The sequence below is a fragment of the Psychrobacillus sp. NPDC096426 genome (genome assembly GCF_044762745.1).
In the GTDB taxonomy this organism is placed as follows: Bacteria; Bacillota; Bacilli; order Bacillales_A; family Planococcaceae; genus Psychrobacillus.
This window is the reverse complement of the sequence record NZ_JBIWEX010000024.1, coordinates 1-23,267: the sequence shown is the minus strand read 5'-3', so window position 1 is coordinate 23,267 and position 23,267 is coordinate 1. Positions and strand designations below refer to the sequence as shown.

The window sequence follows — 23,267 nt, the reverse complement described above, 5'->3', positions numbered from 1 at the left end:
GATGAAATGACACTTTCAGGGCGAAATTTAACGGTAAACGAACCATTACTTATAGAAGAAAAACATGACCATGTGCACGAATCCATTTGGAAAGTCATGTTACGTAAATTTATGAAAAATAAGTTAGCTGTTATTGGAGCAATTTTGTTAATAATCATTATCGTATCTGCTATATTTGCACCATGGTTAGCGCCGCAAGATCCAAGTAAACAAGTATTACTAGACAAGTTAAGTCCACCAGGAGAAAAGTATATTTTAGGTGCGGATAATTTAGGTCGTGACGTATTAAGTAGGTTGCTTTATGGGGCGAGAGTATCTCTCATTGTTGGTTTTACATCTGTTGCAGGTTCCATTTTTATCGGGACAATGATCGGTGCTGTGGCAGGTTATTACGGAGGAAAGCTCGATGCAATCCTTATGCGTTTTGTCGATGCTGTTATTTCATTTCCATCCTTATTTCTTCTCATAACACTTGTGACAATCTTTGAACCTAGTTTAATAACATTAATCTTTGTTTTCGCCATCTTTGGTTGGACTGGGACGGCGCGCTTAGTTCGAGGAGAATTTTTGGCACTTCGATCATCCGAATTTGTATTAGCTGCACGAACATTAGGGATTAAAAATTCTAAAATTATCTTTTCGCATATACTACCAAATGCGATGGGACCTATTATTGTTTCTGCGACACTTGGGGTGGGAGGAGTAATTTTAGGGGAAGCTGCCCTTAGTTACCTTGGACTTGGTATTCAACCACCTATTCCTAGCTGGGGAAATATGTTACAAAGTGCGCAAAACCCACAAATTATGCTTGGTGCATGGTGGTACCCGCTTCTTCCAGGATTTATGATTCTGATCACTGTATTGTCCTTTAACTTTGTAGGAGATGGACTTCGTGATGCGTTTGATCCAAAAATTAATGAATAAAAGAAGACTGTCTAGAATGTTGTTCATTTTAGACAGTCTTCTTATTTTTTTATACACTTTAATTCATCTCTAGGAATTTATATATAAAAGTATAAATATCCGTATGTTCTTCGATTATCTTGGAAGTTGGTTTTCCTAGACCGTGACCCGCATCCTTTTCAATTCTTAAGAGAATAGGAGCTTCACCAATTTGAGCCTCTTGAAGGGTAGCCGCATATTTTTTCGCATGAAGCGGGACAACCCGGTCGTCTGTATCAGCTGTAGTGATTAATGTGGCTGGATACTTTTGATTTGGCGAAATATTATGGAGCGGAGAATAGGCATAGATTGTTTTGAAATGTTCCGCGTTCTCTTCTGCATTGCCAAACTCCGATGTCCAAAAACGTCCAACTGTGAAATGTTGATATCGAAGCATGTCCGTCACAGGCACTTGGCAAATAACTGTATTATACAAATCAGGTCGTTGGTTCATACAAGCCGAAACTAAAAGTCCCCCATTACTACCTCCCATAATCGCTATTTTAGAAGAATTTGTATAACCACTACTAATTAACCATTCAGTCGCTGCAATAAAATCATCAAACACTTGTTGCTTTCTTTCAAACGTTCCGGCTTGATGCCAATCTTCACCGTATTCACCGCCGCCTCTAATGTTCGCTACAGCGTAAATACCTCCATCCTCGATAAACATTGCAATTGAAGCAGAGTAGGAAGGGGTCATGCTAATATTAAACCCACCATATCCGTATAAGAGTACAGGGTGCTCCCCATTTAGCTGGATGCCTTTTTTATGAGTGATAAACATCGGGATATTCGTTCCATCGGTAGATGGATAAAAAACTTGTGTTGTTTCAAAGCGAGCACTATCTAAACTCACTTTCGATGAAAAAACGGTTTCTAAAGTGTTAGTTTGAAAATCATATCGTATAACGGTCGTCGGTGTTAAATAGGAAGTATAACTAATGAACATTTCTTTATCTCGCTTATTGGTGCTAATATTTGTCACTGTAATCATAACTGGTAGATCTAATACCTTATGAAACACACCTTCAAGGTCATACAACTTTATTTGATCTTTGGCATGGTGCATATACGTAATGGCTAGTTGATCATCTACTATTTTAATAAATGACATGACATCTTGTTGTTCAGGAATAATTTCTTTCCAATTTTTCATTTCTGGCTCGTTAATGTTCATTGCCACTATTTTTCCATTCGGTGCATCTTTATTTGTATAAACAAAAAAAGTAGATCCTTTATTTCCAATAAAAGAATAGTAGGCATCTCCGGCATCTGCTAGAGGAATAAAGGATTCTTCACTTTCAACCCCACGATAATAAAGGCGACTCTTATTTTCTGTACCTTTCCATGATTCAAGTAAGACATATTTGTAATCATCTGAGATAATTGGTCGGAACGCCAGCTCTTTATCATCCTGTCTTTCATGGATTAATTTATCCTCCGATTGAGATGTATTTACGACGTGATAATAGAGACGATTATAATTACTTTCATCTACGGGTTCTACCGTTCCTTGTTCAGGAAAGCGACTGTAATAGAATCCGGTACCATTTTCGATCCAAGCAAGACTACTAAATTTACATCTTGTGATTGTTTCGGGATATTCAACACCTGTTTCCATATTTCGAATTTTTATTTCTTGCCAGTCGCTGCCATTCTCGGAAATTGCGTATGCCATCAACGTTCCTTCTTTATTGAAGGAAATGTTTGTTAGTGCAGTTGTGCCTTCTGGATTCAATGTATTTGGATCAATTATTACTTCTGGCTTAACATCTGTAAGTGATTGTGCGCGATAGAATACAGGCTGATTTTGTAAGCCATCATTTTTTTGAAAGTAGTAATACGAACCTTCCTTTTGAGGAATAAAATACTTTTCATAATTCCAATGCTTAGTGAGCTTGTCTTTTATGCTCGCTCTTTCTTGTATTTTGCTGAAATAGGCTTGTGTTTTTTTGTTTTGGTTGTCTCCCCATTTTTGTGTTTCAATACTATTATCATCTTCTAGCCATCTGAAAGGGTCTTCCACAATGGTGCCATGATAGTTATTACTAACAATCTCTTTTTCCTTTTTTATTTGCATCTGATTAGCTCTCCTTTTTAGGTTGTATTTTTACATTAGTAAATATATGCAAGTTATATGCCAATAGCTCTTTAAAAAATATAAAGGAGATACTACTAGTTTTGGAGAATATAATCAATCGACAGGGAAATAGGTTTAAAAGAAGGGGAAGTTAGACATGAATAGTAGAAAAGAAGATAAGGAAGCCATTCATTTTCGTGCATATGCAGCAGAAGATTTTGCAAGCATTCATCAATTAAATATAGAAGAAGAATGGAATAATCTTGTTACAAAAAAGGAAGATACCAAAAACGCTTGGAGCAATTCGAATATTGCATACGTAGCATGTGCAAATGATCATATCATTGGATACATAAGAGGAATAACGGATGGTACTATTACACTTTTTGTTTGCGAATTAGTAATTAATAAAAATTATCGTGGGCTTGGGATAGGAACAGATTTATTGAAGTTCGTACATACTAAATTTCCAAAAACGAGGATGGAACTTTTAACTACTAGTTCATCTAGTAGTTATTATGACAAACAAAGTTTTAGGAGCTTTTTTGGTTATCGTAAAACGTTTGAGGAATGGTAATGGGTAATAGTTAGAATGGAATGTTTTTAACAATGGGTAGAAATCGGAAGTCAACTTAACTTGGAAACGTGATCTTCAACTTTCTAAACAGGACTTACTAACAAGTGTTCACAGTTTCTGTTTTTGATAGATCTACATTGTATATATCATATCATTTTCTTTAGCATAATATAAAAGGGAATGGGCAAGATCACCTATTCCCTTTCTTATTATCTTACAGGTAAGCATAATGGAATGTACTTGAATAGGATAGGATATGTCTTACCAAAAAAATACGGAAGCTAAAGCGATTCCGGTAATTGCACCTAGTGCAATACCAAAGCCAGCACCAAATCCTTCACCAAAAAAGCCATAACCATACCCACCAAATCCTGCATCTGGTCGAATCCAAACTTTATTTCTGCTAACTCTAGTAATTTCACCTGTGTAAACTCTACCACCACGACAAGTTATTCTCACTCTTTGCCCATGATATCTACAACATTGATTATATAAATCAAATCGACTCATATTCGTCCTCCTCTCCCATGTATGTCCTACTAACATATGCGGTTCATAATATTACACGAAAGACAAACGTCTAACGAATGATGGATTACAAAAAATATCAAGTTTCTAAAATAATTTGAAGTGTAAACATTTGATAAGGAAAAAAGAAAAAAAGGAAGAGATGCATGCCAGTAATTCAAACGCAGAATATGCTTTATAAATTTGTTGAACTTTGCGAAGAGCAATCGGGAAAAGGAGCAACTTCTAGACATTCCGAGATAATATGTGAGCCACTCATGAAATTATTCCCCACTGTAAATCAAGATGTAGTACAGTATGAACTTCTAAGGAATGGTTTATTTAAACCGGAGGAATGGCGGAACATAAAAGATACAGTCAAACGAATGGAAGCGCAAAATGTGTGGCAAATCGTGAAACAGGAATATAAATTATTAAGAAAACGGTGGAATGGTCCGAAAGTATCCATCTATATTTTCCCAATAGAAAATGCAAATGGAAACTCAAGAAAGGACATTCCTAAAAAAAATGGCATAGCTTATAGAGGGACATTATTTTTGTTTTTATCTCCCGATCTCCATACGGAAGAAATAAAGGCTCTCTTTGCACATGAGTATAATCATGTGTGCCGACTAGATTATTTGAATCTAGCTCCAAGTATGATTTCTTTAAAGGATTCTCTAATTATTGAAGGACTTGGGGAATATGCGGTAAAGGACTTGTATGGTGAAAAGTGGTTAGCACCTTGGATAAGTTTTTATGCATTTGAAGAAGCCCTCGCTGTTTGGAGAAAACATTTTCTCCCCTCGCTAAATATTACAGGGGTTAAACATCATCAGGTTTATTTATTTGGTAAAGCTGGGAGTCGCTTGCCGAAATGGATCGGTTATCATATAGGCTTTCAAATTGTAGACAGTTTTCAAAAGAAGCATGGTCCCTTTCCGAATAATGAGTTATATAAGAAATCTTCTGAAGAAATAATCGCTGGTTCCGACTTCCCTATTAACATAAATGACATTTAAATACCCGGTAGCCAATGAATTGATTGTTCTGAAGTGTTAATTGATGATGTTCCTCCCAGAGGTCGAAGAATTTTGAATGGATATTTTTGGATTGATTGATGTCATCCAGTTCACTTAGTATAAGTGCAGATGGAGTTGGTATAATTTCAATTTTAGTGAACCCAGCTTGCTGTAATTTTGATCTCCACTCTTCTTCATTTAAAACTTCACGTATTCCGTATAAACGACGTATTTCTTTTCGCAATGCTTCGGGTAGATTTTGTTCGGCTGTCATTTCTATAATAATCATTCTACCCGTGTCTCTTAATACACGCGCTAGCTCATTTAATGTTTTCGAAATGTTAGTAAAGACGATTACTGATTCGGCAATAGCTAAGTCGAAGGAATCATCTGCTAAACCTAAATTTTCAGCATTTCCTTCTATCACATTGATAGGAGGTTTATTATTTTTCAATCGTTTCTTCGCTTTTTCAACCATAATGGGGTGATTGTCTATCGCAGTCACTTGGCAATGAAAACTTTTAGCTAAAAAAGCAGCAGTTTGCCCCGTCCCACAACCTACATCTAGTACAGCTTCCATTGGCTGAATGTTTTCGCCTCCTAATATAGACTCGGTCAGAGCAAATCCTCCTGGATGTGCACCCCCAATTCCAAAATAAGCTATTAAATCTAAATAATCGTTAGACAATGAAAATCCCTCCTAGTCTTTATACAAGTATAGTATGCTTGTCATATACTTTGGTACTGTATGAAGTGGAAAGTTTTTGAGTTTTTGCTATAAAAAGAATGTGTAATAGAAAGGGAGAAGTATTGCTACCATGAAAAAAAGAGTATATCTATTACTATTTTTTGTAGTTATTGTTCTTATTCCATTTTGTTATATTGAGTTGAAGAAAAATAGCTTAGAAAAGCAAGTGGAGGCATATTTAATAGAAGACAAGGGGTATGATTTTCAAGAAATCCAATCAATTGAAGGAATATTTTCCAAGTTACCTGTATGGAGTGTATGTGTAGTGTTTGAAGATGAAAGTGATATCAATTATTATTACCAAATCGAGTCAGGGAAGGTATTTCAAGTTAGGGAATACCCAAGGAACAATGTTACTGGCTCATTTCTAAATGATTTTATCGAGGGAAGAATTAATCTAATCCATACGGAAAATAGCAGATAAGAGATTCAGAAGTTATCAATTGGAGCGAGGGAAATCAGCGACTATCGAAGACTAGGAATTGAACAAATTTAATCAATTACGCCGGGGCGTAATTGATTTTTGGGGGAAGAAAGCATAAGAATTTAAAGTATTACACCTGAGAAATCGCCTTTTAGCACTTCTTTTTCAGCCTGATTTTTACATAAAAAAGATGCAGTAATAGCTGTTCTATTATTTTTGTTTTCTAGTCTTTCATATTTTCCAATTTTAACTTCACAAATTATAGTATCTTCCGTAAACACAGGTCTTAAGAACTCAAAATTCATCGTACGGGCCAATACATTATTATCTCCACCCACTTTTGTTGGCAGAGTTGCCGTCAGTAATCCTTGAACTACAAGTCTACCCTGTTCATCTGGGGTTAAATGATGAATCCCTTCGTCTCTTGAAACCTTCGTAAACAATTCCACATCTTCTACTGTAAAAGTCCGTTCAAATACAATAATATCGCCTACTTTTAAAGACAATGTTATTCCTCCTTTATTTCCTTTAATCATAAGCCTCACATTTTTTAGCTATGGGAGAAATCCTTACGTTTCCAATCTTTCGGTTTTATGTTATTGATCGTCCATTTCGTTTGAGGGGCTTGGTATGGAGTGTTAGCCATTAATGTATGATCATGCCAGCTTGCTGCTCCGGAACGAATCATTTCATCGAGCAGGATTTGAATAAATTCTTCCGGTTGAATCTGTAAAGAGTAGCGTGCAAAATCCTGAAACCAGCCGCACTGCAACAGGTAGTCATCGATATCTTCTTTTGCCAATCCGTTTTTTATGATTAATGTGAATGAAAAAATCCTTTTGCAGGCATGCCATGAAACTTTTTCTGGCGATTTTAGCCACTTTTCAAACCGTGTCCTTGCCGCATCAATGGCAGCTTGAGGATTCTCCATTTGAGGGCCATGGCCGGAATAAGCATGCTTGATCCGCAGATTGGACAATCGTTCCAAACTTTCTAAAGATCGTTGGATAGAGTTAACACCCTCTCGAAAAATATTTAACCAACCGATGTCATTTTTATGAAAGAGATCCCCACAAATCAATATCCCTTCTTCAGGTTCATATAAAGAAATATGCCCTAACGTATGTCCCGGTGTGTGTAGGACTTTCAAGATTCTGCTTCCTGTATCAATTTCTTCGCTATCTGTCAGCTTTATATCGACTCGATAAGGTTCTACAGGTTGATCTAACCATTCAGCACTACAGGCTTCAGTGTCACAACAATTAATTAAATCCGCTTCCCATTTATGAGCAGCAATCTTAACACCATAGTTTTTTTGAAGATGAAAATTGCCTCCAACATGGTCACTATGATAGTGCGTGTTCACAATAAGGTGTAATTCTTGTGGCGAAACGCCTGCTTCTTTCATTAATTGCTCTGTATTATCAACATCACTTCCAAAACCAGTATCAATAAGAATCGGGAGCTGATCCTTAATAAGGATCATATTTGCACTTGGAAATTTTCTTTCAAAGAAATTAATGTTGGATTTTTTCAGAAGTCATTCCTCCTTATATTCATTGATTGAAAGATTATGATTGAGCGTTCGCTCAAATACATTATACACAATTAACAGAATAGTATAAATATATTTACTAATTTCATTTGTAAATCAGTATCTATGTATAGCAATTTCCTTTTAGGCTAACAAATAAGTAGACACTAATATTCTGGAAATATATTACAGGTTTTTGGTATCTATATTATAAAGTTAATAGCTTTAAACTCGAACAGAAACTTAGCTAGAGGAATCTTTGATAATTACTCCGAAATTGATTTACATACGAATGTTACTCCTGATAGGAAAGCTGATTATATTAAATACAAACGAAATAGAGCAAGAAAAGCGTACTATAATGTGGTACGTTTCTTAGTAGTACTGTATTGGAATAGCGTATAGGAAGAATTGGTATAAAATTGATATGGGGTGAGCCACTTGTGGATACGGTTGTGAACTTTGTTCTTTTTTTACTAGCAATGACATCATTGCAGGCTTTTTTTCATACTATATAGTTGAGGTGAATAAATGCCAAGAGTACAGTACAAAAGTTCAGACGTTGACTTAGTGGCAAGGATGATGAGGGCAGAAGCAGAAGCTGAAGGACAGCAAGGAATGTTATATGTTGGAAATGTAATTGTTAATCGTGTTATAGCCGATTGTATAGACTTTAGTGATTTAAGATCAATTGAAGATGTCATCTTTCATGTACAAGGAGGAAATTTTTCTTTTGAAGCTGTTCAGAAAGGTAATTTGTTTTATCAAAGAGCGAGAGGTGTCGAAAAAAATTTAGCCAAAAAGGTTTTGGATTTTTGGCGAGACCACCCAGCAAAATATGCGCTTTGGTACTTTAATCCATATGGTCCATGCCCTCCAACATGGTACGATCAACCTTTTACTGGTCAATATAAACAACATTGTTTCTATGAACCTGCACCAGGAACATGTGATAGTGTTTATAGGGGGTAGGTAGGTACTGTTTTCATTCGATGCAACCCAACAGTTGTCAGTTGAAAAAAAGCTTAAAACCTAACTGCAACCTATTTTTTCTCACGAAATAGAAAGGGAGTTCCTGGTTAACGGGTACTCCCTTTTTTATATATTAAACAGTTTGTGCTCGCATTATCCAAGGCAGCGAAAGCATAAAACAGACGCGACTCTATTATTTTTAGATCCATTTTTTGCCCTGAAAAAATGGATGACATATTTTTGTATTGTTTTTGGATGTGAGATCTGATTACAGACCAACAGCTGGAAGCCTAGTGGCGTCCCCCTACGGTCTTAATATTCCCTTAACAGGAGACTGAAGATTGGAGCAATTAAAACTTTTGATTTCACAAAAAAACTTGTTGAATATTTATACACAAGGGTCTATATTGTATACATATCAAAAAAGTAATCGAAGTCGAACAAGACATTTTATGCTATTAATAGTTAGCGTTTAACTCTTTGTTATCAACTAGAATAACTTAGGAAAAGCGAAGGTGAGCAGTTTGAGTAACTGGTTAGAATTATATGATAATATGGGAGATTATTTGGCACCAAGTATGGCAAAAGATCACCCAAATATTCCTATTGTGAAGGAAGAAGGTTGCTACTACTACGGTGCAGACGGCAAAACCTATTTGGATTTTACATCGGGAATTGCGGTAGCTAATACAGGGCATCGTCATCCAAAAGTTGTACAAAGCATTAAGGATGCGGCGGATCATCTTGTACATGGTCCATCTGGCGTTATTATGTACGAATCTATTTTAAAGCTATCCAAAAATCTAGGCGATGTTTTACCAGGAAATTTAGATTGTTTTTTCTTTGCAAATAGCGGGACGGAGGCAATAGAAGGTGCTTTAAAACTTGCGAAATTCGTAACAGAGCGCCCGTATGTTGTTTCATTTACTGGTTGCTTCCACGGTCGTTCCCTTGGGGCGTTAGGTGTGACAACATCGAAAAGTAAATATCGTAAGTTTTTACAGCCATCGCATTTGTCTTATCAAATTCCATATGCGGATGTAAAAGGTTGTCCAGCTAGAGTGGACCCTGAAGTTTACTGCGTAGAACAGCTAGAGAAGGATTTTTCACGTCTTTTTAAACACCAAGTGACACCTGAAGAAGTGGCTTGCGTCATTTTAGAGCCAGTACTTGGGGAAGGTGGATATATCATTCCTCCGAAAGCATGGGTAAAGAAAATTAGAGAAATCTGTGATGAGCATGGTATTTTATTAATTTTCGATGAAGTGCAAACAGGCTTCGGTCGTACTGGCGAATGGTTTGCTGCACAATACTTTGGCGTAACACCGGACATTATGGCAATCGCAAAAGGCATTGCATCCGGTCTACCATTAAGTGCAACTGTCGCTTCCAAAGAATTAATGAAAAAATGGCCACTCGGAATGCATGGTACCACATTTGGGGGAAATCCTATTGCATGTTCAGTTGCTTTAACAACTCTAGAAATACTTCACGAAGAAAACCTTGTGGAAAACTCAAAGGTTGTTGGAGCTTACGCAACGGAACAGTTAAAAAAACTTCAGACAAAATATCCAATTATTAGCGATATTCGTTCAGTGGGGTTAATGATAGGAATTGAAATTTCCAATCCAGAAACGGGTAAGATCGATGGACAAGCAGTAATGAAAATTCTGGATTATGCATTAGAAGAAGGCGTGCTTTTCTATTTATGTGGTAACGAAGGGGAAGTCATTCGAATGATTCCACCTTTAACAATAACAAAAGAACAAATAGATGACGGTTTAAAAATGCTTGAAAAGGCAATTAATCGTTATATGGAAGGGAAATAATAGAATGAAAAATAAATTATTTATGATCATGCTAGTACTAATAATGGCTTTACTAGCAGCTTGTGGTACTAAGTCAGACAACGGAAAATCATCCGGTAGTGAAGGAACAACAGAGGACAAAAAAGTATTAATAATGGGTACATCTGCAGACTATCCACCATTCGAGTATGTTGACACAGCACAAGGGGAAGAAATTATTGGATTTGACATTGACCTTGCAAATTTAATCGCTGAAAAACTAGGTTTTGAAATGAAAGTTGAAAATATCGACTTCAACGGCTTAATCCCAGCAATACAAGCTGGCAAAGTAGATTTCGTTTTAGCGGGTATGAGTCCAAACCCAGATCGTGAAAAAGTAGTAGACTTCTCGCAACCATATAATGAAACGCAGCAAATGGTTGTTACGAAAAAAGATAGTGGTATAAAAACATTAGAAGATTTAGCTGGTAAAACAGTAGGTGCACAAATTTCGTCTATTCAAGAAGATCTTGCAAAAGAAGTGGCAAAAACGGTAGATATGAAAGTAGAAAGCCGAAACTTAATCCCAGAAGTAGTACAGGAATTAATGACGAAACGCTTTGATGCTGCAATTATTGAAGATATTGTAGCTGAAAACTATGTAAAGCGAAATCCAGATTTAACTTATTTCCCTGTTGAGGTTGACGATGTGGACTATAAAGCAGCTGTATTTCCAAAAGGTAGCGAACTAAAAGCGCAATTTGACCAAGCAATTCAAGAATTAATCGATAGCGGTAAAATAGAAGAATTAAGACAGAAATGGTTTGTAGTAGAAGCAGAATAACTTCAACTTCATTTAAATAGTTCGAAAAGAAAGGAGGGCAACGATATGTTAGATTTTAGTGCAGTCGTTCCCTCTATTCCTTATATATTAAAGGGAATAGGTGTTACGCTCCAAATCGTTATTGGGGCAACTATACTAGGAATGGTGCTTGGTATTTTACTGGCACTTTGCAAAATCGGAAAAATTGCAGTACTACGGTTAATAGCAGATTTTTATACATCCATTTTCCGTGGAACTCCGCTTGTCTTACAATTAATGATTATTTACTACGCAATTCCACAGCTTTTTGATATTAATATTGATCCAATGCCAGCAGCTATTCTTGCATTTGGTTTAAACTCTGGTGCATATATTTCAGAAATTATCAGAGGTGGTATTAATGCGGTCGATAAAGGTCAGCAAGAAGCATCACTTGCATTAGGTATTCCCTATTCAAAAATGATGAAGGACATTATCTTACCGCAGGCGATGAAAAATATTATGCCATCATTAATGAATGAATTTATCACATTAAATAAAGAATCTGCAATTGTAACGGTAATCGGTGCTTTAGATATTATGCGCCGTGCTTATGTTGTTGGTGGTTCAAATTATCATTATTTAGAGGCTTTAATGATTGCTGGTGTGATTTATTACATTATGACGCTCATTTTAACATTCCTTGGTAAAAAGCTAGAAAAGAGGATGAGTAGAAGTGATTAAAGTAGAGAATTTACACAAATCATTCGGTAAAAATGAAGTGCTAAAAGGCATTTCAACTGAAATTAAAGAAAAAGAAGTAATTGCAATCATCGGTCCATCCGGCTCTGGAAAGTCAACATTTTTACGTTGCATAAACTTATTAGAAGAGCCTACGAATGGCGTCATTACGATTGGCAAAGATGTTGTAACGGACAAACGCACAAACATTATGAAAGTACGTGAAAATGTAGGGATGGTATTCCAACATTTCTACTTGTTCCCTCATAAAACGGTACTTGAGAACATTACGTATGCACCAAGAAATGTGCAAGGTATTTCGAAAACAGAAGCGATTGCAAAAGCAGATGCGCTATTACGTCAGGTTGGTCTTTATGAGAAACGTGACGCCTATCCAAACCGCTTATCAGGTGGGCAAAAGCAACGTGTAGCTATTGCGCGTGCATTAGCGATGAATCCTTCTGTTATGTTATTTGATGAGCCAACGTCAGCACTTGATCCAGAGATGGTAAAGGAAGTTCTTGAGGTAATGAAGTCACTTGCTGATTCAGGTATGACGATGATAATTGTAACCCATGAAATGAACTTTGCACGTGAAGTAGCAGATCGAATATTATTCTTAGATGGTGGTCAACTTGTGGAAGATACGCCACCTGCTCAGTTTTTCACAGAGCCAAAATCTGCTCGTGCTAAAGAGTTTTTAGAGAAAGTTTTATAGTAGATGCCGAGCAATCCCTTTTATAAAGGGGTTGTTTTTTTGTTCATTCATCTTGTATGCTTGAAGGAAAATTCAAACAAATGAAACTTATCCCCATTTTAAATAGTATAATAAATAGAAAGTTCTTCCGGTTGGAAAAGGTGATTTAAATATGCAATGGGTAGCAATTATTTTGATTTATAGTCTATTAATTTTTAGTACCATAATGCTAGAACGATTTATTAAAAAGAAGTTTCAGCTTCCTAAGAAGCTGAAAGGTAATAAGAGAACTTTTACCGAAGTTCTACTTGTCATAATCGCTGTAATTGGTTGTGTTTTGGCGAATATATCGAGATACGAGAATGGAAACTTTCATCCTATTAATCCAATTCCAATGTATTTATGGCTTGCAATATATATGTTAGTCTTATATGGCTTCAGGGGATTTATAGCTAGACGATATGCGAAAGAATCTAACGAACACTATTATCAATTCACTTTTGCAATTTGGATTCCGATTCTTCTAATACTTGCTTTTCATATTTCTAAAAATTTATTTGTATAAACTAAGGGGAGTGAGGATACAGAAATGAAAGCAATGCGAATGAAGAAGTTTAAAAACATTCTGAAAGATATAAGTGAATCCATTCTAGCAGAAGTGATTTGGAATATAGTAATTTTCATACCAAGAATAATAGTTCGTATGTGGAAACATTTTTACTAATTAAATAAGAAGAGAGTGATTGGATAATGAATAATTGGCTATATACTTTATATTTTGTAGTGTTAGGCATTATTTCTTTTATAACAGGTGAAGTTGTTACTTTTGTGATGTTAGGGCTTATTTTGATTAGCCTAACAAATATACATTCCACTTTAAAGGAAATGTTAAAAGCGAATAAAGAAAAAATCAATGAAAGAATAGATTTCAAATGACTCGGAATAAAATAATTAAACCGATTCTACTCCTATTAATCATGGTTTTCACGGTGATAGGCTGTGCCAATAAAGAAGAAGAAGAAGCTTTAACAAAAGTGACGGGGATTGGTCTCTCGTATAGTGAGTATTTTAAGTCAGTGGATGCACAAGATGAAAGGAAAAATGTAGCATATTATATGCCATTACCAATAGATGAAATGCTGAATGTTGCACCTAATTCCATCCAAAATACGGTTCATCCTATTGATCCAAAAAAATTACCTTTTGAAGTAAATGAACAAAAGGCATATCTCGTTACTTCAATAAATGAAAAGGGAAATTTGCAAAATCAACTCCAGTTCACTTATCTTCACAATAATGAGTATGAACAACCAGAAGAGTTTTTTATCCTATCCGTTACAGAAGTAGATGAAAATCCACTGGATAAATATGATTTTTCGAAAGAACAAGCGGATACTGTAGGGAACGAATTAAGAAAAGAAAAATTAATCGACGATATCCCGATTTTTCACCAAGTGATTACAACAGATGGCGCACTGACTTATAGATATTATTCGTTCGATGAGAAGGAAAAACGATTAGTAACAGTAGTCACCACGGCTAACGAATTATATGGATATTATAACGATTATCTCTATCATGTCGGATATTCAACAAAAAATAACAATAAGAAAGAAGTACAAGATAAAATTTTTCAACTAACTCGTGCGTTTATAATGGGAGATGGAAGTTTGAATGAGTAAAAAACATATATTTAAAGAGAACTTGGAGAAATACGCAGATCCTGAAATGTATGACCATCTTTATGAAGGTTACCAGAAGGATTTAAACATAATCCTAGAATGGGCCAAGTCAGATTTACCGATTATTGAATTGGCATGTGGCACAGGTCGACTCACCATTCCTATGGCGAAACGCGGCTTCCAAATAATTGGAGTTGACATACACGAGGGAATGTTGGAACGTGCGAAACAAAAGGCGAAAGAGCAAATGGTATCGATTGAATTTATTTTGCAAGACTGCTCACAGCTGAGTATACCCGTAAAAGGTTCACTAGTTTTTATGACGGGGAATTCCTTTCAGCATTTTCTAACAAATGAAGTACAAGATGCCTTATTACAATCTGTTCGGCAGCATCTAGTAAAAGATGGACTTTTTATATTTGATACACGGAATCCTTTATTAAATGAGTTGGCGGCAGTGGACGAATATGAACAGAAGTATATTGATATAGAAGGAAATCAAATTATTGAATTTCATCGGGATGAATACGATTCACTAACACAAATCTTACATTGTCATACAAATCGGGAAATTTATGAAGGACATGCCTTGCTAGCGAAAGAGCAAGATGGTATTTCTTTGCGTTTTTCATTTCCACTCGAAATGGAAAGGATGCTTAAAAACAATGGATTTGAAATTCTAGAAGTATATGGTGATTGGGATAAAAATGAGCTGAATGAGAAAAGTATTTCTATGGTGTATGTGTGTCAGGTTAGAAATTGAAAAGAGTCAAGTTCTATTTTTAAGGCTATGTTAAAATTGTTGGTTAATTACCAAGCGTGGGTCGTGTAGACCTCGACACACTTGCATTACTAATAAAAGAAACCATTCATTTCAAAGATGTAAAACTCACCACTAGTCTAAAGTAAGTAATCTTTTAACTTAGGATGTAGTATTCTTCAAAAAAAATAATTTATAAAGTATAATAGGTGAGTATTTAATTAAAATAATTTCAAGGGGTAAAGATATGGTTTCAAACAAAACGAATGCACAAAAAATGGCTTACGAATACATTCAAGAACGTATGCTGGATGGAACTTATAAAGGTGGAATGAAGCTCATAGAAGAACGTCTTGCGGATGAGATTGGTGTTAGTCGTACACCAATTCGTGAAGCAATTAAAAGACTAGAGCAAGAAGGTTTAATTAAAAATAAGCATATCTATAGTCCCACTGCACAGGATTTGATATACATATATGAGATGCGCATAGCACTAGAAAGTTTTGCAGCAAAAAGAGCAGCGAGAAATATGACAACAGAAATAATAATAGAACTTGAGAATACGATAAAGAAATCTCGTCATTCGCTTATGGAAGGACAGTCTAAAAAAATATATAATGCAAACCAACGCTTTCATGAATTAATTATAAATGAATGCCAAAATCCATTAATGATTGAAAGATTAGAAAAAGCTCAGACAATTTTCTATTTGTTTAGCTTAAGGCTTGATATATATAATCGTCCACATTTAATAGATGAGCATGAAGAAATTCATAAAGCCATTAAGAATAGGAATGAACAACTTGCCGGCGAACTAATGGCCGAACATTTATATAAAGACATGAATTTTACTCTGGAGATTATTGGTAGGAAAGGACAGTATTAGAGTATTAAGCGATTTAAACTTTAAATAACGTTTAAAAGTAGGAATCAGCGTAATAATGCCAAATGTTATTTGAAATTGCTTATTACGTTGTTGAAAATAATATTCAAATACTTATCTTGATGGCATTGCTATTTAACTAAATGAAATATTATAGTCTAATGTTTCGAAGTCCTTCGAAAATTTATCTCTATACAAAATCAATAGGAAACTATAGATTGACTATATTCGCATAAAGTCTGTTAAAGGAGCTTCAGAAAAAGAATAGCCCTTTAATTGAGTAACTGTTATTGATTACAAAATCAAATTTATCATTTGCTACATCTAATGTATGCCCGTTACATTAATGTATTATTGTCCATCCAAGTAATATTTGCGGTACTTTCTCGATAATCCCAATAAATATTAAAGATCAATTCACCACGAACAACATAAGACGTTCAAGCACCTCCATCGCATATGCTTTTACGGTGTATTTTCCATCAGGCGATGTCTCTTCTGTGAAATATTCTTCTGTCGGTAACCTATTCTTATCAAAGAATGCACTATAAACTTCATACCCGACCAATGCAATAAATAACAAACTAATTCCCATGAACAATTTTCTGTGAAATCTGTTTTTCAGATTCACTGTTACTTCTTTATGTTCAAAAGCAATAGTCCCCCTTTTAAGAAAGTCTTTTCAAGTAACCTTCACAACCTTGTCCAGTTACATTATAGATGGTAACTTTACATTATAGTTAATAACCTGATATTAAAGTTGGTAACTTTACATTAAAGTAGGTTACTGATATTTATAAAAGAATGTTAAAATAGCCATAGATTGTGAAGGGTTTCACTTAAACTAACGGTGCAGTTTAGTTGAAGAGTGTTGTTTAACATGCGTTCAACAATCAGTCCATTTTACCGAGAAAGAATATCAAGGGAAATTGAATTTTTTATGGTAATTACAGAATGTATTTGCGAAAGATTGCAATTAAACTCAAAGTTTTAGGAAGGAGAGAGTTACATGATTTCACTTCGGAAAATTACATTAGAAAATCGAAGGGAGGTATTCAAGTTAGAAGTTGCAGATGACCAACGCCGTTTTGTTGCATCCAATCTCTCAAGTGTTGCTTCATGTTATGTTCTTGCTACCAATGGAGGAAGTCCACTTCCTTTTGCAATTTATGCTGATGAACAGATAGTGGGATTTGTTATGATTGTTTATGGCATTACTGGTTACGAGCTTCCGAAAATCGCTAATAACAATTATTGTATATTGCGTCTTATGATTGATAAAAGATTTCAAAATCAAGGGTATGGCAGGGAGGCTATGAAAAAAATATTGGAGTTCATACGCACATTCCCTGTAGGGCATGCTCAATATTGTTGGTTAGCATATGAAGCCGAAAACATTGTTGCTAAAAAGTTCTATGAAAGTTTTGGGTTTCGTGATAACGGTGAGATATGCGAAAATGAACCAGTAACTGTGTTAAATCTCTAACCCTTATAAATTTCAACTTACATATTCAACTAACGGAGGCTTTAGTTAAATATTCGCTTTCCGAAATAATCAATATTATTACTGCGTATTTTTAAGTTAAAACCATAACATTGGGTTACTAACTATAATGTAAAAACCTTAAAGTACAATTGGATGGGTTACCAACTATAATGTAAATTAAAATTATTTGAATCATCCGTATTTCGTTGCTGTTATTGAATTTTGGAGTTACCAACTATAATGTAACTGGACAATGAATGTTATAATTAAGGGAATTTATTGCAGTATTAAAGGTGGAGGTTGAGATTTTTTAATTTATGGACAAAAAGGAACAAGTAATATTAGAAGTATGGAATGATAAAATATCTATAAACATTACTGGGATGAAGAAACTAGCATTTGTAGACTACACTCCTGAAATGTATGACCTAATCAGAAATGCAAGATTTAGAATTCCTGATACCGAGGAAGCTAAAGAAAATTATAAATATCCGTATTCAAATGAATATAAAAAATCATTACATCAGATCTCATTTGATTATTATTTCGGGGAAGAATTGCGGAAAGAAGCATATAGTAAAGATTATATAATTGAGCACCTTGATAACGATGGATTTAATTGTTCAATATCAAACCTTTTTTTATTGAAGAAAGTTAAAAATACTTATAAAGGTTGGAATTTTGACAAGGTAGTGGATACAAGCAAGGATATTGCAGCACTGACGGTATATCATGTTTTAGAAAACAGAACATTTCAAATAACTATTGCATTCAATACTTTATACTTAAATGATCACACAGGAAAGTCACTTGAAAAAATTCGATTGCTTTATCAGTATAATTATGAAATTGTACTACAGGATGCTGAACAAATAATTGAAGCTATATCCAATAGAGAAAGTATCAACTTTGAAAGATGGAAAGATATCTACAGGTTTAAAGATATTCGTATCGAGTATGCACCTGAATTACAGTTAACGGAAGAAGAGAAGCAACAACCACCTGGTTCTTTAGTGATTAGAGATGGTCATTACTATTTGCTTGTTGGAAAAACAGATACTTCAGTTGGACTCGTCACCTCAATACCTTATGATAAAAATTGGGACATTGATTGAAATAATAGTGGTTATTGATAAACTTTGTAATGGAAATTACTTAAAGGGTGCTTTAGGTAAATATTCGCTCATCAGTATTGAATTACTGCTTATTGTATTGTTGAAGCGGTAACATTAAGAAAAACATTGGGTTACCAACTTTAATGAAAAATAACCTTGGAGTAAGATTGGATGGGGTTACCAACTATAATGTAAATTAAAGTTTTTTTAAACATCCGTATTTCGTTGCTGTTATTGAATTTTGGAGTTACCAACTATAATGTAACTGGACAAAAAGTGTCCAGTTACATTAAAGTTAGTAACTTTACATTAAAGTCGGTTACTGATATTTATAAAGAAATTTTAAAATCACCTCTTTAGTTTACTGAGAGGTGATTTTTTGTTGGATACTTATGTTAAAATAGTTAATGATTGTGAAGGATTTCACTTAAACTCCCATGAAAATTAGTTCCTCAAGAAACAATGAAAAATGACAATACTTAAGAAGACCCCTACTTAATCGTTAAAAAAAAGAGGAGAGCGTAAATAAGTCTATGGATTACGGTTGACTGGATTAAGGTCAGTATCAGTATTGACAAATCCTAACCATTTTCATGCTCTGTGGTGAAGCACTGATTTTGCGCTTCATGGATGGCTAACGGGTGCTTTACTTCAAGAAGGAGTAAAGCCTTTTTTCTTATTGAACTCCCATGAAAATTAGTTCCTCAAGAAACAATGAAAAATGACAATACTTAAGAAGACCCCTACTTAATCGTTAAAAAAAAGAGGAGAGCGTAAATAAGTCTATGGATTACGGTTGACTGGATTAAGGTCAGTATCAGTATTGACAAATCCTAACCATTTTCATGCTCTGTGGTGAAGCACTGATTTTGCGCTTCATGGATGGCTATAGAAGCAGTTTAGTTGAACAAGCATGTAACTTTAAACCATTTGAAACGTATGTAGTATTAAGTAAAAATACACAGATAAACAATGATTTAGACGGGGGGAATAGAAATGGATTTAATAATTGGAATAGCTATTGTACTAATTGTGTCTTTCTCTTCAAGCATAATTGAAAAAAGGTTAAAATCTATTGAAGAACAAAACAATCGTGTAATAGAAATACTGAAAGAAATTAGAGATAAAAAATAAATTGATATTCCACTAACGGGTGCTTTACTTCAAGAAGGAGTATAGCTTTTTCTTATTGAACTAACGTCGCAGAATAGTTTAAGATGTGTGGGGGGGTAAGTTGTTATGAAAAATAAAAAAACAGTAGCAATAGTGGCTATTGTCATTGTGTTTATTTTTATTTTAGTAAATCTATTAAAGAAGGATTTATGGGATGTTAATGCAGATTTATTGAAAGAAGAAGTGTTGTCTATTGAACAATCTGTCGAAACCGTAAATTTAACCGATATAACCCCATTTGAATGGGATTTAGCTTATTCCTTTGACCCATACATAACAAAAGATACGATATATAAAACAGTCGGTTATAAATGGGATAATATCAGTGAAACAGTAAGTGAAGGAATGAACCAAATTGTTTTTTTGAAGGATGAAAAAGTTGTATGTTATTTGTATGGATACCCACAAAATAATGGATATGGGATATATTTTACCAGTCAAAATAAAACAGAGGCGACTTCTTTCTCGGTTCTTAGTAACAAGGATGACTTGATATTTGAAGTAATAAGAAGTGATGATATTGTGATTTTATCGAATAATTAAGGTGCTTTACTTCAAGAAGGAGTAAAGCATTTTTCTTATTGAACTATAACAGCAGTTTAGTTTAAGTAACAAATCGGGATTATTATGGTCAATTATGGGGGAGGTGTATAAATGAAATTAGTGATTCAAGCATTTATAGCTTCGGTAATTATTCATTTAGTTTATATTGTTTGCACGATAGGAATTGGTTATATAAAAACAAAATTCTATAAACCAGATATATCAGGTGAGTGGGAGAAAGTAGACTATCTTCAAAATGAAGTAGCATTCGGTATGGTTATTTCCCCCTTTTTCTTTGTCTTTTCTTTGGTAGGAATAGCAATTATATGTGGAATTATTATATATCTATATAAAAAACTCTTTAGCTAACGAGGTGCTTTACTTCAAGAAGGAGTAAAGCCTTTTTTCTTATTGAACTAAAGCAACAAATATATGATGAATCTGAAAGAATGCACTTTCAATTGGGACATTAATCATAAGTTTTATTCCAAGCCAACGCATTAAGGCTTGGAATTTTATTTTTATTAATACAAATTAGACTTTCTTATATTATAAATCGTCTAATATATAGAAAGGGGATGCTTATGGACCAACTAGATGATGATAGGTTTCAATCTATTGTTTATGAACATAATGATTATTTACTTCAGCTTAGCTATCTTTATGTGAAAGACTGGGATACTGCAGAAGATATTGTACAGGAGGTATTTATCAATTATTGGGTTAAGTCGGAGCAATTTCAAGCACAATCAAGTTTGAAAACGTACTTAACACGAATGGCAATTAATCAATGTAAAGATTATTTAAAGAGCTGGCGTTACAGGACACAAACATTAACCAATGTTTTTACTGAGATTATTCGACCCAAAAATCAACTTATTCTAGAAGATGAACAATTGATTGTGGCTGAAGCGGTCTTATCGTTACCTATTAAATTTCGAGAAGTCATTATTCTATATTACTTTAAAGAACTGACTATACAGAACATATCCAATACTTTAAATACCTCAGAAAGCACAATTAAGTATCGACTAAAAAAAGCAAAGGAACGATTGAAAGAGATGTTGTCTACTCAACAATGGGAGGTATTTATAAATGAATGAAATAAAAAGACAATTAAAAATGAAAATTGGGGATACGACACAACAACAGAGAAATGTTGTTCAAAAAATCCGACAGCATTCAATTCAATCAAAAAAAAGTAATTCATTAGTTCCTGCTATAGTAAGTATAGTCGTTTTAGCAGCAACACTTATTTTTGTTTTCTCCGTTATTGGTGAAAAAAGTGGGATTAATACTTCTTCAGCAAACCTTCCTGACTCAATTACAATGATTAATTCTTTAAGTGGTGAAATAGTGGAACTTGATTACGGTGAGTATATTGGTTTCCTGGATTACATAACAGAAAATAACTATGGCAAACAAGAAGATGTACTATCAACCTTAAAATATACACCGATAAAAAATAAATTTTCATCATCATATCTTGTAACATTTGATTGCGGAAAAACTGTTTGTGCTAGTGCGTATCTGAATTTAGAGAGCAAAACAAGTACAATTGCTCCTTTAGGGGAAGGTATTCTTACAAGTGAAATCACCTATTCTCCAAATCAAGAAAATGTCATGTTTTTACTTTCTAATAGTGAAAAAACAAAACAAAGAATAGTCATAATCAATCTTGGATTTAGCGGCGAATCTAGAATACCATCTTTACATCATAAGTATTTTAGTAATTACAACTTGCCTATTACAAATGTTCAGTGGCTTACTGACAATAAAATTAAAGTGACAGTTGCTGATTTAGAAGAAACAACTGACGAAGTCATAAAAAAATGGGAACAAGACATAAATAGACCTACTAAGACTATTGAAGTGCCATTATCTAAAGATTAATTAGTCTTTTGATAATCTTTTACACTATGATATGTTTGAGCCAAACAGTTAATTTGTGGTTACTATGAAGAGCTTGTGAAGGTTTGTACTTAAACTCCCATGAAAATTAAAAGCTTCGATTTAGAGAAAAAGACAATACGAAATCAGACGCATCTCATTTATTTTTTAAAAAATGCAGCGCCTAAATGTGGATCAAATTATGGGTTGGATTAGGAGGCGTTTGGTTCAGTGATTGTAACGTTGTAACCTAAGTTTTCAAGTCTTCGAACAGAATATCGTACAATCGATTGTTCTTTTTGCTTATCAAAGTAATCTTCTCCCAAATCTACGTACATCTCTTTGCGGGTTAAGAGATAATAGGAGATTCTTAAAATGGCATGAGCGACAGTTACTCCTGCCCGTTTTTTACCTTTTCGGGATGCAGTACGTCTATACAATGCTCCTAGATATGTTTTGGAACCTCTGACAGAATGAGCGGCTTCTATTAAAGCAGATTTCAAATATTTATTTCCTTTTTTCATGTTGGTTGATTTTCTCTTGCCCGCACTCTCATTATGTCCAGGTGTTAATCCTGCCCAGGAACATAAGTGAGCCGCACTGGAAAATTGTTTCTCCACTTCAGTTCCGACTTCAGCTATAATCTGTTCCGCCATACGAGTGGCAATGCCAGGGATAGAATCCAACCTTTCAATATCTTCTTGATGGGAGGATAATCTAGTAGTCACCTCTTGGTTTAGCAGCTCAACCTGTTCAGATAAAAAATCAATATGAGTTAGAATGGTTTTTATCATTAACCGTTGGTGTTGATTAATATACCCACAAAGAGCGAGTTCAAGTTCAGTCTTTTTTTTCTTCATTGATCGTCGTGCTAAACTTGCTAACTTTTCGGGATCGTC

Annotated in this window: 29 protein-coding genes; 21 read left to right on the top strand and 8 right to left on the bottom strand. The window is 34.5% G+C overall.

Annotated elements, in window-relative coordinates:
* Positions 1–6 precede the first annotated feature (6 nt).
* Positions 7–924, top strand: coding sequence for an oligopeptide ABC transporter permease (gene opp4C / locus ACIQYS_RS17730; protein WP_402982805.1), 918 nt, complete (start codon positions 7–9; stop codon positions 922–924).
* Positions 925–982: 58 nt separating this feature from the next.
* Here the strand turns inward: opp4C and ACIQYS_RS17725 are convergent, their stop codons facing one another.
* Positions 983–3,025 carry a prolyl oligopeptidase family serine peptidase gene (locus ACIQYS_RS17725; protein WP_402982803.1) on the bottom strand — a complete coding sequence of 681 codons (2,043 nt, stop codon included), beginning with the start codon at positions 3,023–3,025 and terminating at the stop codon, positions 983–985.
* Between the two features lie 157 nt (positions 3,026–3,182).
* Between ACIQYS_RS17725 and ACIQYS_RS17720 the strand changes: the two genes are divergently transcribed.
* Positions 3,183–3,602 carry a GNAT family N-acetyltransferase gene (locus tag ACIQYS_RS17720; RefSeq protein WP_402982800.1) on the top strand — a complete coding sequence of 140 codons (420 nt, stop codon included), beginning with the start codon at positions 3,183–3,185 and terminating at the stop codon, positions 3,600–3,602.
* Positions 3,603–3,863: 261 nt separating this feature from the next.
* Here the strand turns inward: ACIQYS_RS17720 and ACIQYS_RS17715 are convergent, their stop codons facing one another.
* Positions 3,864–4,112, bottom strand: coding sequence for a hypothetical protein (locus ACIQYS_RS17715; RefSeq protein ID WP_402982798.1), 249 nt, complete (start codon positions 4,110–4,112; stop codon positions 3,864–3,866).
* 164 nt (positions 4,113–4,276) lie between these two features.
* Between ACIQYS_RS17715 and ACIQYS_RS17710 the strand changes: the two genes are divergently transcribed.
* The gene (locus ACIQYS_RS17710) at positions 4,277–5,131 is read left to right on the top strand and encodes a DUF2268 domain-containing putative Zn-dependent protease (protein ID WP_402982795.1); all 855 of its coding nucleotides are present in this window, start codon (positions 4,277–4,279) and stop codon (positions 5,129–5,131) included.
* Here the strand turns inward: ACIQYS_RS17710 and ACIQYS_RS17705 are convergent.
* Entirely contained in the window at positions 5,112–5,819 is a 708-nt protein-coding gene (locus ACIQYS_RS17705) for a class I SAM-dependent methyltransferase (protein ID WP_402982793.1), read from the bottom strand. The genes ACIQYS_RS17710 and ACIQYS_RS17705 overlap by 20 nt on opposite strands.
* Positions 5,820–5,949: 130 nt before the next feature.
* Between ACIQYS_RS17705 and ACIQYS_RS17700 the strand changes: the two genes are divergently transcribed.
* Positions 5,950–6,303, top strand: coding sequence for a hypothetical protein (locus ACIQYS_RS17700; protein WP_402982791.1), 354 nt, complete (start codon positions 5,950–5,952; stop codon positions 6,301–6,303).
* A 122-nt stretch (positions 6,304–6,425) separates the two neighbouring features.
* Here the strand turns inward: ACIQYS_RS17700 and ACIQYS_RS17695 are convergent, their stop codons facing one another.
* The gene (locus tag ACIQYS_RS17695) at positions 6,426–6,809 is read right to left on the bottom strand and encodes a hotdog family protein (RefSeq protein ID WP_402982788.1); all 384 of its coding nucleotides are present in this window, start codon (positions 6,807–6,809) and stop codon (positions 6,426–6,428) included.
* 44 nt (positions 6,810–6,853) lie between these two features.
* The gene (locus tag ACIQYS_RS17690) at positions 6,854–7,825 is read right to left on the bottom strand and encodes an MBL fold metallo-hydrolase (RefSeq protein ID WP_483880190.1); all 972 of its coding nucleotides are present in this window, start codon (positions 7,823–7,825) and stop codon (positions 6,854–6,856) included.
* 543 nt (positions 7,826–8,368) lie between these two features.
* On the opposite strand from ACIQYS_RS17690, the gene ACIQYS_RS17685 reads away from it, so the two are divergent.
* The 10 genes from ACIQYS_RS17685 (at position 8,369) to ACIQYS_RS17640 (ending at position 16,164) form a co-directional block, all read left to right on the top strand.
* Positions 8,369–8,809, top strand: a complete 441-nt coding sequence (locus ACIQYS_RS17685; protein WP_402982783.1) for a cell wall hydrolase — start codon at positions 8,369–8,371, stop codon at positions 8,807–8,809.
* Between the two features lie 524 nt (positions 8,810–9,333).
* A complete protein-coding gene (locus ACIQYS_RS17680; protein ID WP_402982780.1) occupies positions 9,334–10,638 on the top strand; it encodes an aspartate aminotransferase family protein in 1,305 nt (434 codons plus the stop codon).
* Positions 10,639–10,642: 4 nt separating this feature from the next.
* A complete protein-coding gene (locus tag ACIQYS_RS17675) occupies positions 10,643–11,440 on the top strand; it encodes a transporter substrate-binding domain-containing protein (RefSeq protein ID WP_402982778.1) in 798 nt (265 codons plus the stop codon).
* A 45-nt stretch (positions 11,441–11,485) separates the two neighbouring features.
* Positions 11,486–12,142 (top strand): amino acid ABC transporter permease, encoded by a 657-nt coding sequence (locus ACIQYS_RS17670; protein WP_402982775.1) that lies wholly within the window; start codon positions 11,486–11,488, stop codon positions 12,140–12,142.
* Positions 12,135–12,857: an amino acid ABC transporter ATP-binding protein gene (locus tag ACIQYS_RS17665; protein WP_402982773.1), complete on the top strand. Its 723-nt coding sequence runs from the start codon at positions 12,135–12,137 to the stop codon at positions 12,855–12,857. Before ACIQYS_RS17670 ends, ACIQYS_RS17665 begins: the two co-directional genes overlap by 8 nt.
* Before the next feature lie 151 nt (positions 12,858–13,008).
* On the top strand, positions 13,009–13,401 hold the full coding sequence (locus ACIQYS_RS17660) for a DUF4181 domain-containing protein (protein WP_402982771.1): 393 nt from the start codon (positions 13,009–13,011) through the stop codon (positions 13,399–13,401).
* A gap of 185 nt (positions 13,402–13,586) precedes the next feature.
* Entirely contained in the window at positions 13,587–13,772 is a 186-nt protein-coding gene (locus tag ACIQYS_RS17655) for a hypothetical protein (RefSeq protein ID WP_402982769.1), read from the top strand.
* Positions 13,769–14,518 carry a hypothetical protein gene (locus tag ACIQYS_RS17650; protein ID WP_402982767.1) on the top strand — a complete coding sequence of 250 codons (750 nt, stop codon included), beginning with the start codon at positions 13,769–13,771 and terminating at the stop codon, positions 14,516–14,518. The genes ACIQYS_RS17655 and ACIQYS_RS17650 overlap by 4 nt, the downstream gene beginning before the upstream one ends.
* Positions 14,511–15,281, top strand: a complete 771-nt coding sequence (locus tag ACIQYS_RS17645) for a class I SAM-dependent methyltransferase (RefSeq protein ID WP_402982764.1) — start codon at positions 14,511–14,513, stop codon at positions 15,279–15,281. Before ACIQYS_RS17650 ends, ACIQYS_RS17645 begins: the two co-directional genes overlap by 8 nt.
* Before the next feature lie 244 nt (positions 15,282–15,525).
* Positions 15,526–16,164: a GntR family transcriptional regulator gene (locus ACIQYS_RS17640; RefSeq protein ID WP_402982762.1), complete on the top strand. Its 639-nt coding sequence runs from the start codon at positions 15,526–15,528 to the stop codon at positions 16,162–16,164.
* Between the two features lie 335 nt (positions 16,165–16,499).
* Here ACIQYS_RS17640 and ACIQYS_RS17635 read toward each other — a convergent pair whose 3' ends face one another.
* Positions 16,500–16,577, bottom strand: coding sequence for a DUF5412 family protein (locus ACIQYS_RS17635; protein ID WP_402982903.1), 78 nt, complete (start codon positions 16,575–16,577; stop codon positions 16,500–16,502).
* Positions 16,574–16,756 carry a DUF5412 family protein gene (locus tag ACIQYS_RS17630; protein WP_402982760.1) on the bottom strand — a complete coding sequence of 61 codons (183 nt, stop codon included), beginning with the start codon at positions 16,754–16,756 and terminating at the stop codon, positions 16,574–16,576. Before ACIQYS_RS17630 ends, ACIQYS_RS17635 begins: the two co-directional genes overlap by 4 nt.
* A 414-nt stretch (positions 16,757–17,170) precedes the next feature.
* On the opposite strand from ACIQYS_RS17630, the gene ACIQYS_RS17625 reads away from it, so the two are divergent.
* From ACIQYS_RS17625 to ACIQYS_RS17595, 7 genes are all read left to right on the top strand, one after another.
* Positions 17,171–17,647, top strand: coding sequence for a GNAT family N-acetyltransferase (locus ACIQYS_RS17625; protein ID WP_402982758.1), 477 nt, complete (start codon positions 17,171–17,173; stop codon positions 17,645–17,647).
* Positions 17,648–17,964: 317 nt separating this feature from the next.
* Positions 17,965–18,762, top strand: coding sequence for a hypothetical protein (locus tag ACIQYS_RS17620; RefSeq protein ID WP_402982755.1), 798 nt, complete (start codon positions 17,965–17,967; stop codon positions 18,760–18,762).
* 996 nt (positions 18,763–19,758) lie between these two features.
* On the top strand, positions 19,759–19,896 hold the full coding sequence (locus ACIQYS_RS17615) for a hypothetical protein (protein ID WP_402982753.1): 138 nt from the start codon (positions 19,759–19,761) through the stop codon (positions 19,894–19,896).
* Positions 19,897–20,001: 105 nt separating this feature from the next.
* Positions 20,002–20,478 carry a hypothetical protein gene (locus ACIQYS_RS17610; RefSeq protein ID WP_402982751.1) on the top strand — a complete coding sequence of 159 codons (477 nt, stop codon included), beginning with the start codon at positions 20,002–20,004 and terminating at the stop codon, positions 20,476–20,478.
* Between the two features lie 111 nt (positions 20,479–20,589).
* The gene (locus ACIQYS_RS17605; protein ID WP_402982748.1) at positions 20,590–20,847 is read left to right on the top strand and encodes a hypothetical protein; all 258 of its coding nucleotides are present in this window, start codon (positions 20,590–20,592) and stop codon (positions 20,845–20,847) included.
* A gap of 215 nt (positions 20,848–21,062) precedes the next feature.
* Positions 21,063–21,581 carry a sigma-70 family RNA polymerase sigma factor gene (locus ACIQYS_RS17600; protein ID WP_402982746.1) on the top strand — a complete coding sequence of 173 codons (519 nt, stop codon included), beginning with the start codon at positions 21,063–21,065 and terminating at the stop codon, positions 21,579–21,581.
* Positions 21,574–22,371, top strand: coding sequence for a hypothetical protein (locus tag ACIQYS_RS17595; RefSeq protein ID WP_402982744.1), 798 nt, complete (start codon positions 21,574–21,576; stop codon positions 22,369–22,371). Before ACIQYS_RS17600 ends, ACIQYS_RS17595 begins: the two co-directional genes overlap by 8 nt.
* Positions 22,372–22,580: 209 nt before the next feature.
* Here ACIQYS_RS17595 and ACIQYS_RS17590 read toward each other — a convergent pair.
* Positions 22,581–23,267 (bottom strand): transposase (locus tag ACIQYS_RS17590; protein WP_402982742.1); only part of this gene is annotated, 687 nt, incomplete at its 5' end.